Source organism: Streptomyces huasconensis, assembly GCF_021028635.1.
GTDB classification, from domain to species: domain Bacteria; phylum Actinomycetota; class Actinomycetes; order Streptomycetales; family Streptomycetaceae; genus Streptomyces; species Streptomyces huasconensis.
Window position 1 is genome coordinate 4,417,268 of sequence record NZ_CP086119.1, and the last position, 12,857, is coordinate 4,430,124.

Here is a 12,857-nt window from a genome sequence, read left to right on the forward strand (position 1 = left end):
AGCGGGTCCGGTGGTCGCAGTTGTTCCGGTGGTTCCGGCCGTCAAGGCCGTCCCGTCAGCGGTCGGGCTCCGGGTCCTTCAGCCAGTTCACCAGCTCCGTGGAGAACGCCACCGGGTCCTCCTCGTGCGGAAAGTGCCCGAGCCCGTCGAACAGCCGCCAGCGGTAGGGGGCTTCGACGTACTCACCGGACCCCGCCGCGCTCCTCGTACGCATCACCGGATCGAGCGAGCCGTGCAGGTGCAGCGTCGGCACGCGCACCGGCCGCTTCATCCGGCGGTTGAACTGGATGCCGTCGGGCCGTGCCATCGACCGCACCATCCAGCGGTACGGCTCGATCGAACAGTGCGCCGTCGACGGGATGCACATGGCGCGCTGGTACGTCTCCACCGCCTCGTCCTCCGGCAGCCGGGGCCCCGACCAGTCCCGGACGAGACGCCCCACCAGGGCGGCGTCGTCGGCGACGAGTTGACGCTCCGGCAGCCACGGCCGCTGGAAGCCCCACACATAGGACCCCGCGGCGGTCTGCTTCCTGTCGGAGAGCATCGCCGAGCGCCAGCGGCGCGGATGCGGCATCGAGGAGACCGCGAGGCGGCGCACCAGCTTGGGGCGCATCACGGCCGCCGTCCACGCGAGGTACCCGCCGAGGTCGTGGCCGACGAGCGCGGCGTCCGGCTCACCCAGCGAGCGCACGACACCGGTGATGTCGAGCGCGAGGTTGGCCGGGTCGTAGCCGCGCGGGGTGCGGTCGCTGCCGCCCACGCCCCGCAGGTCCATCGCGACGGCCCGGAAGCCCGCGTCGGCGAGCGCCACCATCTGGTGCCGCCACGCCCACCAGAACTGGGGGAAGCCGTGCAGGAGCAGGACCAGCGGCCCGTCACCCATCTCGGCGATGTGGAACCGCGCGCCGTTGGCGGCCACGTCCCGGTGGGTCCAGGGCCCCTCGATGCGTACGGCCGAGGCCGGCTGCGCCGAATGGGCGGTGGCGCCGAGCGTGGGGCCGAGCCGCGTGGCACCGGCTCGGGCGGGGTCCTGAGGGGCGTGGTCGTGGTGGGCGGGGTCCGTCATGAGGACGAGCGTGCCACAGTGGCCCCCGTCTCACCGACTCGGACGTCCACGGTGGCGGCCGGGCTCACCGCACGGGGGTGCGGTTTGACGTTCCCCAGTACGGCTGCCGTCTCTTTGGCCGAAGCGGCGACCTTCTGCGGGCCCTTGCCCTTCTTGGCCTTCTTGGCGAAGACGACGCCGATCAGCGCGAGCGCCCCGGCCACCAGCACGTTGGCGGCGAAGGACAGCAGGAAGCAGACCGCGAGGTTCCAGCCGCTCCACGTACGGATGCCGTACGCGAGGGCGAAGCTCAGCATCGGCAGCGAGAAGATGAGGACCGTGCCGGCCGCGGCGAACGCGCCACCGCCGATCGCGCCGCGCTTGACGTCCTGTCGCAGCTGGGCCTTGGCCAGCGCGATCTCATCGTGCACCAGCGCGGACATCTCACCGGTCGCCGTGGCGACCAGCTGGCCGAGGCTCCGCTCGGCGCCGACGTGACCGTCGGGTGAGCTCATCGCGTTCTCCCCTTGTTCTGTGGCTTGTGCTGTGGCTGGTTTTTTCTCTTCTGATCTCTTCTGCGGCATATCTGCCCAGAGTTCTCAGATATGTCTGCTCAGATCATGCCGGACCGTTGCCATCCTTGCGTTCCCCACCCGCCACTTCGGCAAGCCTGCGGTGTTCCGCGGCCTTCTTCTCGTAGATGGCGGCCATGCGGAGGTGGTACTCCGGGTCCTCCAGCTCGTAGATGTCCGGTACGCCGCTGAGGTCCTCGTCGCGCTCCTCGTCCTCCCACAGCTTGCGGTACTTGGCGTTCCGCAGCTTCAGCAGGACCCCGGAGACCACGGCGGCGATGAGCGAGCCGGCCAGGACGGCGGCCTTGATCTCGTCGGTGAGCAGGGGGTCTTCGGTGAAGGCCAGTTCGCCGATCAGCAGCGACACCGTGAAGCCGATGCCGGCCAGCGAGGCGACCGCGAACACGTCGGGCCAGGCCAGGTCGTCGTTGAGCTCCGCCTTGGTGAAGCGGGCCGCGAGCCAGGTGCCGCCGAAGATGCCGACCGCCTTGCCGACCACGAGACCGAGGACCACGCCGAGCGTCTCGGGCTGGGTGAATACGTCGCCGAGCGCGCCGCCCGAGACGGAGACACCCGCGCTGAACAGGGCGAACAGGGGCACGGCCAGGCCTGCGGAGAGGGGGCGTACGAGATGTTCGATGTGCTCGCCGGGGGAGTGCTGCTCGCTCGCGTCCTCCTTGTGGCAGCGCAGCATCAGGCCCATGGCGACGCCCGCGATGGTGGCGTGTATGCCGCTGTTGTACATCAGACCCCAGATGGCGAGCGCCAGCGGCACGTAGATGTACCAGCCGCGCACCCGCTTCCTGAGCAGCAGCCAGAAGACGACGAGGCCGAGGACGGCGCCGCCGAGCGCGGGGAAGTTGAGGTCGCTGGTGAAGAAGACGGCGATGATCAGGATCGCGAAGAGGTCGTCGACGACCGCGAGCGTGAGCAGGAAGGCCCGCAGCGCGGACGGCAGCGACGTACCGATGACGGCGAGGACCGCGAGCGCGAAGGCGATGTCGGTGGCGGTCGGCACGGCCCAACCGTCCATCGAACCGCCGCCGAGCGTGTTGGTCAGGACGTAGACGAGCGCGGGCGCCGCCATGCCACAGAGCGCCGCGACGACGGGCAGCGCCGCGGCCCGGGGGTCGCGCAGGTCACCGGCGACCAGCTCGCGCTTGAGTTCGATGCCCGCCACGAAGAAGAAGACCGCGAGCAGCCCGTCGGCCGCCCAGTGCTGGATGGAGAGGTCGAGTCCGAGCGAGGCGGGCCCGAGGTGGAAGCCGCGCACCGACTCGTACGAGCCCCCGGCCGCGTTCGCCCAGATGAGGGCGGTGACGGCGGCGACGAGCAGCAGCACTCCGCCGACCGTCTCGGCGCGCAGGGCGTTGGCGACGAAGTTCCGCTCGGGCAGCGAGAGCCGGCCGAGAACCTTGCGGCGGGGCTGGGGGACGGGCGCGGTCATGTGGGTCGACCTCCGGTCGGTGGGCAGGGCTGAGCACATGCCGACCAGACTTCCCGGCGCACCTGGGTACTTCTCTTCACGATGTCGCGCCGTCGAGGCGTACTTCTTGTCGCGACGTTGACGCGGTTTTTAGCCTACCTAACGTACGCGCGGACGCATCTGGTGATCTTTCCCCCACGCGCGAGGAGGGCACCCGGCGCGTCCGCCGGGTGCCCTCCTCGTGTGCGTGCGTCAGTCGTCCGCTGCCTCAGTCCTCGCTCGGCGCGGCCGGGAGCCGGGACTGGATCAGCTCCATCACGGAGGAGTCCGTGAGCGTGGTGACGTCACCCAGCTCGCGGTTCTCCGCGACGTCCCGCAGCAGCCGCCGCATGATCTTGCCCGAACGCGTCTTCGGCAGCTCCGCCACCGGCAGCACCCGCTTCGGCTTGGCGATCGGGCCGAGGGTGGCGCCCACGTGGTTGCGCAGGTCCGCCACCAGGTTCTCGTCGTCGGCGTTCGCCGTGCCGCGCAGGATCACGAAGGCGACGATGGCCTGGCCGGTCGTCTCGTCCGCCGCGCCCACGACCGCCGCCTCGGCGACCGAGGGGTGCGAGACGAGCGCGGACTCGACCTCGGTGGTGGAGATGTTGTGCCCGGACACGAGCATCACGTCGTCCACGCGGCCCAGCAGCCAGATGTCGCCGTCCTCGTCCTTCTTCGCGCCGTCACCGGCGAAGTACCGGCCCTCGAAGCGCGACCAGTACGTGTCCAGGAACCGCTGGTCGTCGCCCCAGATGGTGCGCAGCATCGACGGCCACGGCTCGGTCAGGACGAGGTAGCCACCGCCGCCGTCGGGCACTTCGTTCGCCTCGTCGTCGACGACGGTGGCGCTGATGCCCGGCAGCGCGCGCTGGGCGCTTCCCGGCTTCGTCTCGGTCACGCCCGGCAGCGGCGAGATCATCATCGCGCCGGTCTCGGTCTGCCACCAGGTGTCCACGATGGGGCAGGTGTCGCCGCCGATGTTCTTCCGGTACCACATCCAGGCCTCGGGGTTGATCGGCTCGCCGACCGAACCGAGCACCCGCAGGCTGCTGAGGTCGAACTTCGCGGGGATGTCGTCGCCCCACTTCATGAACGTACGAATCGCCGTGGGGGCGGTGTAGAGGATCGTGACCCCGTACTTCTGGACGATCTCCCAGAAGCGGCCCTGGTGCGGGGTGTCGGGGGTGCCCTCGTACATCACCTGCGTCGCGCCGTTCGCCAGCGGGCCGTACGTGATGTACGAGTGGCCGGTGACCCAGCCGATATCTGCCGTGCACCAGTAGACGTCGGTCTCCGGCTTGAGGTCGAAGACCGCGTGGTGGGTGTAGGCCGTCTGGGTGAGATAGCCGCCGGAGGTGTGCAGGATGCCCTTCGGCTTACCCGTGGTGCCCGAGGTGTAGAGGATGAAGAGGGGGTGCTCGGCGTCGAACGCCTCGGGGATGTGCTCGGCGGACTGCTTCCCCGTGACCTCGTGCCACCACACGTCCCGGCCCTCGGTCCAGTCCACGTCCTGCTTGGTGCGCTGGACGACCAGGACCCTCTGGACGCCCTCCACGCGGCCCACGGCCTCGTCCACGGCGGGCTTGAGCGCGGAGGGCTTGCCCCTGCGGTAGCCGCCGTCGGCCGTGATGACGAGCTTGGCGTCCGCGTCCTGAATGCGGGCGGCGATGGCGTCCGCCGAGAAGCCGCCGAAGACCACCGAGTGCGTGGCGCCGATGCGGGCGCAGGCCAGCATCGCGATGACCGCCTCGGGGATCATCGGCAGATAGACGGCGACGCGGTCGCCCTTCTGGACCCCCAGCTCGGTCAGGGCGTTGGCCGCCCGGCTGACCTCGTCCTTCAGCTCGGCGTAGGTGATGGCCCGGCTGTCGCCGGGCTCACCCTCGAAGTGGATCGCGACGCGGTCGCCGTGGCCCGCCTCGACGTGGCGGTCGACGCAGTTGTACGCGACGTTGAGCTTCCCGTCGGCGAACCATTTGGCGAACGGCGGATTCGACCAGTCGAGCGTCTCGGTCGGTTCCGTGGCCCAGGTCAGCCGGCGGGCCTGCTCGGCCCAGAAGCCGAGCCGGTCAGCCTTGGCCTGTTCGTACGCCGCCGCGGTGACGTTGGCGGCGGCCGCCAGCTCCGCCGGCGGCGCGAAGCGACGCTCCTCCTTCAGAAGGTTGGCCAGGCTTTCATTGCTCACGACATCTCCCTTGCGCTGCTTTGCCGGGGGCGACCGTTGTGTCCGAAGCCACAGCTCATCAGAGACATCCCGTGGTGACAAGGGCCTGCCGAAAATTGGTTTAGACCTTATCCCTGACGTCGGCCTCCCGTGCGGTCTCGGACTCCCGGCCTTCAACCAGCGCGGTGGGCACCACCTGGTCGAAGACCTCGTCGGGGAGGTGCTCGGTGTCGCCGCACTCCGTCAGCAGATACGACTGCGCCTCGCCGACATGGAAGTACATGCCGTGCAGTTCGAGGTCACCCTCGGCCAGACGGCGCGCCACCGCCTCGTGCGCCTTCAGGTGCTCCAACTGCTGGACGACGTTGGTGAGGCAGAGCTGCTCGACCGCGTCGGCGGGTGCCCGTCCCGACAGCCTCGCCCACGCCTTGTCCTGCGCGCCCATCCGCTCCAGGCTCGGCAGTCCGTGCCGCAGCCACCGGCGCAGCGGCGTCTGGGCGCCTCCGGGCGGCGTGTTGAGCAGCGCCTGCATGGCACCGCACCCGGAGTGCCCGCAGACGGTGATGGACCGCACCTTGAGCACCTCGACCGCGTACTCGATCGCGGCCGCCACCGAGTCGTCCCCGCTCTCCGCACCCGGCAGCGGCACCAGGTTGCCCACGTTGCGTACGACGAACAGGTCGCCGGGACCACTGGAGGTGATCATCGACGTGACGACCCGGGAGTCCGCACATGTGAGGAACAGCTGTGCGGGTTGCTGGCCCTCACGCGCCAGCCTGGCCAGCTCCTCCCGCACATGCGGCGCCGTGTTCCGCTGGAACGCGCTGATTCCGCTGGCCAGTTGGTAGTTGCTGGGGCGGCCCGTCTCCTGCTGTTCCTGCGGCCGGTCGCAGTGGTGGTTGCGCCAGGCCGTCCACGGTCGGCAGCAGGAGTGCGAGGCGCTCGCGGGCTCGGCGATGCGGGTCCCGGCCCGCCCGGTGATCTCGACGCGGGCGCCGTGCGCGGTGTGCTCGTCCTGCCAGCACTGGAGTGTTTCGTACGCCGCGTGGTCCATGAAGGAGCCGTCCAGCTCCACGATGACATCCTCGCCGTGGGGCACGAGGTGCAGCGTCCTGCTGAGCCGCGGGACCGCGAGGAACGTCAACTGGCCCCTCGCACGCACGTGGTGGACGCCGTCCCGCACCTCGTGCGTGATGCGGGTGCGGGCGAGGCGGTGCAGGGAGACGGCCACGGCGACGGCGATGCCGAGCGCGACGCCCTGGAGGACGTTGAGGAAGACGACGCCGAGGGTGGTCACGGCGTAGACGAGGATCTCGCGGTGGCGGGTGATCGTACGGATGTGGTTCAGGCTGACCATCTGGATGCCGACGGCCATGACGAGTGCGGCGAGGGCCGCGAGCGGGATCAGCTCAAGGGCGGGGACCAGGAGCAGCGCGGCCACTACTACCCAAACGCCGTGCAGCATCGTGGAGTTCCGGCTGACGGCGCCAGCCCGCACATTGGCCACGGTGCGCACGGCGACGCCGGCGACGGGCAGGCCGCCGAGCGCGCCGGAGACGATGTTGGCGCTGCCCTGGCCGAGCAGTTCGCGGTTGAGGTCGGAGCGGCGCACACCGGCGTGCAGCTCGGGCTGCTTGGCGACCAGCTTGTCGACGGCCACGGCGCCGAGCAGCGACTGCACGCTGCACACCAGCGTGATGGTGAGCACGGCGGCGACGAGCCCGAGCGCGGGTCCTTCAGGGAGTCCCACCAGGGCGTGGCTGCGCCAGGAAGGCAGCTCGACCCGGTCGAGCCGCAGCCCGGCGCCGGACGCCACGCACGTCGCGAGGGCCACCGACACGAGGGCGGCGGGCACGACCCGGGCGATGCGTCCGGCACGGCCGGGAATCCGGGGCCAGAGCATCAGGACGGCCAGGGTGAGCAGGCTGATCGACAGTGCGGCGGGATGCAGGTCGGCCAATTGGGCGGGCAGCGCCCGGAGATTGGCGAGCACTTCGCTCTGCGGGGTGCCTCCGAGCACGATGTGCAGCTGGGCCACGGCGATGGTGACGCCGATGCCGGCCAGCATGCCGTGCACCACGGCGGGGCTGACGGCGAGCGCGCTGCGGGCCACGCGCAGGCAGCCGAGGCCCAGTTGGGCCAGGCCCGCGAGGACGGTGATGGCGCAGGTGGTCCGCCAGCCGTACCGCTGGATGAGGTCGGCTGTGACCACCGTGAGCCCGGCGGCGGGGCCGCTGACCTGGAGCGGTGACCCGCCGATCCGCCCGGCGACGATGCCGCCGACGGCGGCTGCGACGAGGCCCGCCTGGAGGGGCGCTCCGGTGGCGAGGGCGATGCCGAGGGAGAGCGGCAGGGCGATCAGGAAGACGGCGATCGAAGCGGACAGGTCGGCGCCGTCGATGCGGAACTTCTTGCGGCCCGGCGGCGCGTGAGGCTCCTGGGCGCCTGAGGTGGGGGCCGAGTCGGTGGTGCGAGTGGGGACGCAGGCAGACATTTTTCCCGTCTCCTCCGGGGCAGCGCGGTCGCGGAACAGGGGGTCCTCCGGATGCCTCCGGAGGGCAGGTCGCGGCCGTGGGTCACGGCGTTGCAGCGGCGGGATATCTCAACTCTCGGTAAACGAACAGTAATCCAGAGTAAAGGCTTTGGCTGGACAATCAGTGCAAATGGGTCAATCGATCACCCTGATGAGTGAATAAAAACTTTTGTCGGCTTGTCGTACTAGTTCATTCCGACACCCGTGCGAAGTTGCTGACCGTTCTGTCCCGACTTGCACGGAAAGAGGTGGGCGGAAGATGGCCGCCACCCGGAGAACCACCGTGGGCCTCACCGCCCTCGTGGCCTGCGCGGCAACACTGGCCGGCTGCGCGGGAGGCGACACCGGCGCCGGTACGAAGGAAGGCGCGCACGGCCCGAAGAAGGCGGCCGGGGCCCAGGCGCCGAAGAGCCCGGTCCGCTTGATCGGGGACGGCTCCACGGCCTTCACCGGCAAGCAGCCGAACCTGCCGCGCCCGACCCGCCTGAAGCCCGGCCAGAAGCCTCCGCAGTTCGTCGTCTTCTCCTGGGACGGCGCGGGCGAGGACAGCCAGCAGCTGTTCTCCCACTTCCGCAAGGTGGCCAAGCGGAACGACGCCACGATGACGTACTTCCTCAGCGGCGTGTACATGCTCCCCGAGGAGAAGCGCAGGCTTTACAAGCCGCCGCAACATCTGGCCGGCAGCTCGGACATCGGCTTCAACGACCGCAAGGGCATCAGGAACACCGTCGAGCAGCTCCGGGCCGCATGGCTGGAGGGCAACGAGATCGGCACCCACTTCAACGGCCACTTCTGCGGCAAGGGGCGGGGGGTCGGCGAGTGGTCCGTGGCCGACTGGAAGAGCGAGATCAAGCAGGCCAAGTCGTTCGTGAAGGCATGGAAGACGAACACGGGCCTGAAGAAGGCGAAGCCCCTGCCCTTTGACTACGACAAGGAGCTGATCGGGGCCCGGACCCCTTGCCTGGAGGGGCAGAAGAACTTCATGCGGGCGGCGCGGGAGCTGGGCTTCCGTTACGACACCAGCGGCGTGAACGACCAGGTCTGGCCCAAGAAGAAGGAAGGCCTCTGGGACCTGTCGATGCAGCTCGTCCCGGTGCCCGGCCGCAACTTCGAGACGCTCACCATGGACTACAACTTCATGGTCAACCAGTCCGGGACCACCTCGCAGGGCGACCCTTCCAAGCACGAGTACTGGGGCGACCAGATGCGCGACGGGCTGCTCGAAGGCTTCCAGCGCGCGTACAAGGGCAACCGCGCGCCGCTGATCATCGGCAACCACTTCGAGTCGTGGAACGGCGGCACGTACATGCGCGCCATCGAGGAGACCATCGAGGCGGTCTGCACCAAACCCCAGGTGCGCTGTGTCTCTTTCCGGCAGCTGGCGGACTGGCTCGACGCGCAGGACCCGAAGGTGCTCGCGAAGCTCGCCAAGCTGCGGGTCGGCAAGGCGCCGAAGGACGGCTGGGCGGCGTACCTCTCCGCCCAGCCCGCTCCGGCCCCGAAGGGTGTGCCGGGTGCTCCGGCGGTCAAGCCGTAACGCCTGACGCCCTGTTCAGGCAGGGGTGACCGTCTGCTCGCACAGAACGAAGTCGGGGTCGACCTGGGCCGCCAGGTCGGCCCCCGTGCGTTCGTTGCCCCAGCTCTGCGCGTTTTTCAGGTGGAAGTGGACCATCTGACGGGTGTAGCGCTCCCAGTCCCGTCGCTCGTACGAGGCGTCGACGGTGTCCTGAAGCGTTTGCAGGGAGCGGCGGTTGGGCTCCTCCAGCTGCGCGAAGTGGGGCGGGTGGCCCTTCTCCATGGCACGTACCCAGTCCGAGTGCCCGACGGTCACCAGGAGGTCGTCACCGACCTGCTCGCGCAGGAAATCGATGTCGTCCTGGCCCTGCACCTTGTTGCCCACGACCTTGAGGTCGACGCCGAAGTCGCGGGCGTACTCCTTGTACTGGCGATAGACGGAGACCCCCTTTCTCGTCGGCTCGGCGACCAGGAACGTCATGTCGAAGCGGGTGAACATGCCGGAGGCGAAGGAGTCCGAGCCGGCGGTCATGTCCACGACCGCGTACTCGTCGCGGCCGTCGACGAGGTGGTTCAGGCACAGCTCCACCGCTCCGGTCTTGGAGTGGTAGCAGGCCACACCGAGGTCGGCTTCGGTGAACGGCCCGGTGACCATCAAACGCACGGTGGCGCCGTCGAGTTCCAGGGGGCGGGCGCACGCGTCGTACACGGGGTTGTCCTCGCGCACCCGCAGCAGCCGCGAGCCCTCACCCGGGGGTGTCGTCTTGATCATCGTGTCGGCGGAGGTGATCCGCGGGTTGGAGCCGCGCAGATAGTCCTTGATGAGGGGCAGGTGGGCCCCGAGGGCGGGCAGCCTCGAAGCCTCCGCGTCGTCGAGGCCCAGTGCCGGGCCCAGGTGCTGGTTGATGTCGGCGTCCACCGCGATGACGGGGGCGCCGGTGGCGGCGAGGTGACGGATGAAGAGCGAGGACAGCGTCGTCTTGCCGCTGCCGCCCTTGCCCACGAAAGCGATTTTCATAACCACTAAGAGTAGTGGTTCGCGCACGGGACGTGTGGGGCGCGCGTGAAGAAGACCACTCCTTCGTGGGGGTGGGGGCTGGAGTACGTAGTGTCGTACTCATGAGTACGACACCCGATCCGATCGCGGCCCTGGCAACCCTGCCCGGCGTGGCCGACTCCGTGGACTCCGTGCGCAAGGCCGTGGACCGGGTCTACGGACACCGGATCATGCGGCGCCGCAGCAACGAGATCACCTCCGAGGCGGCACTGCGCGGTGCCCGGGGTTCCGCCGCGCTCTCCGGGGCCGAATGGGCTCTTGAGGAAGTGCGCCGGCGCAGTGACTTCAGTGGTGACGACGAGGCGCGCACCGTCGGCGGGGCGCTGCGTCTGACGGCCGAGGCGGGACAACTCCTGTCGATCTGGCGGCAGTCGCCGCTGCGGGTCCTGGCGCGGCTGCACCTGGTCGCCGCCGCGGACTCCGCCGAGGCCGCGGGGCGGCCGCGCCTCGCGGGCGAGACCGTCGAGGAGCCGCTGATCGAGCTGCCCCTGCCGGACGCCGACGAGGTGGCGGGGCGTCTGGAGGGGCTGTCGCAGCTGATCATCGCGGGGAGTTCCGCGCCGGCCCTGGTGATGGCCGCCGTGGTCCACGGCGAGCTGCTCTCCCTGCGGCCCTTCGGCTCCCACAACGGCCTGGTCGCGCGGGCCGCCGAGCGCATCGTCCTGGTGGGCAGCGGCCTCGACCCCAAGTCGATCTGCCCCGCCGAGGCGGGCCACGCCGAGCTGGGCCGAGCAGCCTATCTGGCGGCGCTGGACGGCTACGCCTCCGGTACGCCGGACGGCATGGCGGCCTGGATCGCCCACTGCGGCAAGGCCGTTGAACTCGGCGTCAGGGAATCCACGGCGGTCTGCGAGGCCCTCCAGCGCGGAGCGGCATAGGGCGGCTGCCGAAGGCGGCCACAGAGGCCCGAAAAGGGTTGCGGCGGTACGGATATCCGTACCGCCGCTGGCATGTTCACCGGGTTACCAAGCGTCCTCGAAGGTTGCCCATCAGGTCGGGAACTTCGCCCGTCACCTGGTGCGGCTGGCCCGTAATCGACGGGTCGACGTCGCGTGGGTGCCCGGTGTTCATGCTTCGGTCCGTGGGGCCGTGGTTGCGTTAGAAGGTAATCCTCTCGGATGTCCTTGGTCTCGCGGGCCGTTGACTCCTTTGTACTCCAGTCATGGGGAGAGCGGTAGTCCTGGCCGCACTTCTTTACTTTTGCGTTCAAACAGGTGCGAATCGGGCGCGGGGTGCGGCGGCGACCGATGCGGCTTGGCGCGGCGGATTTCGGCCGTCGCCGACCCTGGGGGCCGCCCTGTCAGCTCGTCGTCACGCGGCGACGGCTGGCGAGCCAGACGAGACCCGCTGTGGCCGCCGCAGCGCCTACGGCGGCCGCCGCGACGAGCGCCGGCCGGGGTGGGGCGGGCAGGCGCTGCTTGAGCGGCACGGGGCGGTGGAAGTCGAGGATCGGCCACTCCCGCGCGAGGGCCTCGCGGCGCAGCGCCCGGTCGGGGTTGACGGCGTGGGGGTGCCCGACGGATTGGAGCATCGGCAGGTCGGTCACCGAGTCGCTGTAGGCGTAGCAGCGGTCGATGTCGTACCCCTCCGAGCGGGCCAGTTCCTTGATCGCCTCCGCTTTGGTGGGGCCGTACGCGTAGTACTCCACCTCTCCGGTGAAGCAGCCGTCGTCGCCGACCACCATGCGCGTGGCCACGACTCGGTCCGCGCCGAGGAGTTCCCCGATCGGCTCGACGACCTCGGCGCCCGAGGTGGAGACGATGACGACGTCGCGGCCCGCGGTGTGGTGCTCCTCGATGAGGGACGCGGCTTCGTCGTAGATGATCGGGTCGATCAGATCGTGCAGGGTCTCGGCGACGATCTCCTGGACCTGGCGGACGTTCCAGCCCCGGCAGAGCGCGGAGAGGTACTCGCGCATCCGCTCCATCTGGTCATGGTCGGCGCCGCCTGCCAGGAAGACGAACTGCGCGTACGCGGTGCGCAGCACAGCCCTGCGGTTGATCAGGCCGCCTTGGTAGAACGACTTGCTGAAGGTGAGCGTGCTCGACTTCGCAATGACCGTCTTGTCCAGGTCAAAGAAGGCGGCGGTGCGGGGCAAGGAGTGGTTTTCCACGAGGCCGAGCATAGGCGCCCACCATTCGGCGTAAGCTGAGGCGCGTGGGTTTGCCTGAGAAGGCTCTCGGGTACACCATGGAAGTCACGGATCGTTCGCGACCGTGCTAACCCGGTCTGGCTCCTCCCCCCCCCGAGTCGGACCGTGGGGACGACCCCCGCTCTCCCCCCCGGCGGGGGTCGTCGCATGTCCGGATGGGTTTTTGAACCCTCCGTCGATCATCTTCCGGCCTTCTGGATCTTCTCTCCGTCTTCACGGCGGATCTGAGCCCTGCCCAAGGTTCGTAACTGTGTGTAGCCGTTGGGATGCGCTGCGGAAGTCGGTGGAAGCCGGCGGGAACTCGTCGGGGAAGCCAGTGGGAAGTGGGCGTGAAGCAGGCGCTAAGTCGCC

9 protein-coding genes are annotated in these 12,857 nt (G+C 69.6%); 2 read left to right on the forward strand and 7 right to left on the reverse strand.

Going from position 1 to position 12,857, the window contains the following annotated elements; all coding sequences use genetic code 11:
• Nucleotides 1-55: 55 nt before the first annotated feature.
• From J2N69_RS20195 to J2N69_RS20215, 5 genes are all read right to left on the reverse strand, one after another.
• The gene (locus J2N69_RS20195; protein ID WP_230902034.1) at nucleotides 56-1,066 is read right to left on the reverse strand and encodes an alpha/beta fold hydrolase; all 1,011 of its coding nucleotides are present in this window, start codon (nucleotides 1,064-1,066) and stop codon (nucleotides 56-58) included.
• The gene (locus J2N69_RS20200; protein WP_205034979.1) at nucleotides 1,063-1,560 is read right to left on the reverse strand and encodes a phage holin family protein; all 498 of its coding nucleotides are present in this window, start codon (nucleotides 1,558-1,560) and stop codon (nucleotides 1,063-1,065) included. The genes J2N69_RS20195 and J2N69_RS20200 overlap by 4 nt, the downstream gene beginning before the upstream one ends.
• A 103-nt stretch (nucleotides 1,561-1,663) precedes the next feature.
• Nucleotides 1,664-3,064 (reverse strand): Na+/H+ antiporter NhaA, encoded by a 1,401-nt coding sequence (nhaA, locus tag J2N69_RS20205; RefSeq protein ID WP_230902035.1) that lies wholly within the window; start codon nucleotides 3,062-3,064, stop codon nucleotides 1,664-1,666.
• 247 nt (nucleotides 3,065-3,311) lie between these two features.
• Entirely contained in the window at nucleotides 3,312-5,270 is a 1,959-nt protein-coding gene (gene acs / locus J2N69_RS20210) for an acetate--CoA ligase (RefSeq protein ID WP_230902036.1), read from the reverse strand.
• A gap of 100 nt (nucleotides 5,271-5,370) precedes the next feature.
• On the reverse strand, nucleotides 5,371-7,743 hold the full coding sequence (locus J2N69_RS20215; RefSeq protein ID WP_230902037.1) for a bifunctional SulP family inorganic anion transporter/carbonic anhydrase: 2,373 nt from the start codon (nucleotides 7,741-7,743) through the stop codon (nucleotides 5,371-5,373).
• A gap of 298 nt (nucleotides 7,744-8,041) precedes the next feature.
• On the opposite strand from J2N69_RS20215, the gene J2N69_RS20220 reads away from it, so the two are divergent.
• Nucleotides 8,042-9,319, forward strand: coding sequence for a polysaccharide deacetylase family protein (locus J2N69_RS20220; RefSeq protein ID WP_230902038.1), 1,278 nt, complete (start codon nucleotides 8,042-8,044; stop codon nucleotides 9,317-9,319).
• A 15-nt stretch (nucleotides 9,320-9,334) separates the two neighbouring features.
• Here the strand turns inward: J2N69_RS20220 and J2N69_RS20225 are convergent, their stop codons facing one another.
• A complete protein-coding gene (locus J2N69_RS20225; RefSeq protein WP_230902039.1) occupies nucleotides 9,335-10,315 on the reverse strand; it encodes an ATP-binding protein in 981 nt (326 codons plus the stop codon).
• Nucleotides 10,316-10,416: 101 nt separating this feature from the next.
• Here J2N69_RS20225 and J2N69_RS20230 point away from each other — a divergent pair, with 101 nt between their 5' ends.
• The gene (locus J2N69_RS20230) at nucleotides 10,417-11,232 is read left to right on the forward strand and encodes a Fic family protein (protein WP_230902040.1); all 816 of its coding nucleotides are present in this window, start codon (nucleotides 10,417-10,419) and stop codon (nucleotides 11,230-11,232) included.
• Between the two features lie 422 nt (nucleotides 11,233-11,654).
• Here J2N69_RS20230 and J2N69_RS20235 read toward each other — a convergent pair whose 3' ends face one another.
• Nucleotides 11,655-12,479, reverse strand: a complete 825-nt coding sequence (locus tag J2N69_RS20235; RefSeq protein WP_230902041.1) for an HAD family hydrolase — start codon at nucleotides 12,477-12,479, stop codon at nucleotides 11,655-11,657.
• Nucleotides 12,480-12,857: the final 378 nt, after the last annotated feature.

Bases quoted from the DNA above. Each gene is read 5' to 3' on its own strand.
- nhaA (WP_230902035.1), bottom strand. From the start codon at position 3,064: ATGACCGCGCCCGTCCCCCAGCCCCGCCGCAAGGTTCTCGGCCGGCTC.
- J2N69_RS20230 (WP_230902040.1), top strand. From the start codon at position 10,417: ATGAGTACGACACCCGATCCGATCGCGGCCCTGGCAACCCTGCCCGGC.
- J2N69_RS20220 (WP_230902038.1), top strand. From the start codon at position 8,042: ATGGCCGCCACCCGGAGAACCACCGTGGGCCTCACCGCCCTCGTGGCC.
- J2N69_RS20195 (WP_230902034.1), bottom strand. From the start codon at position 1,066: ATGACGGACCCCGCCCACCACGACCACGCCCCTCAGGACCCCGCCCGA.
- J2N69_RS20200 (WP_205034979.1), bottom strand. From the start codon at position 1,560: ATGAGCTCACCCGACGGTCACGTCGGCGCCGAGCGGAGCCTCGGCCAG.
- J2N69_RS20215 (WP_230902037.1), bottom strand. From the start codon at position 7,743: ATGTCTGCCTGCGTCCCCACTCGCACCACCGACTCGGCCCCCACCTCA.
- J2N69_RS20235 (WP_230902041.1), bottom strand. From the start codon at position 12,479: ATGCTCGGCCTCGTGGAAAACCACTCCTTGCCCCGCACCGCCGCCTTC.
- J2N69_RS20225 (WP_230902039.1), bottom strand. From the start codon at position 10,315: ATGAAAATCGCTTTCGTGGGCAAGGGCGGCAGCGGCAAGACGACGCTG.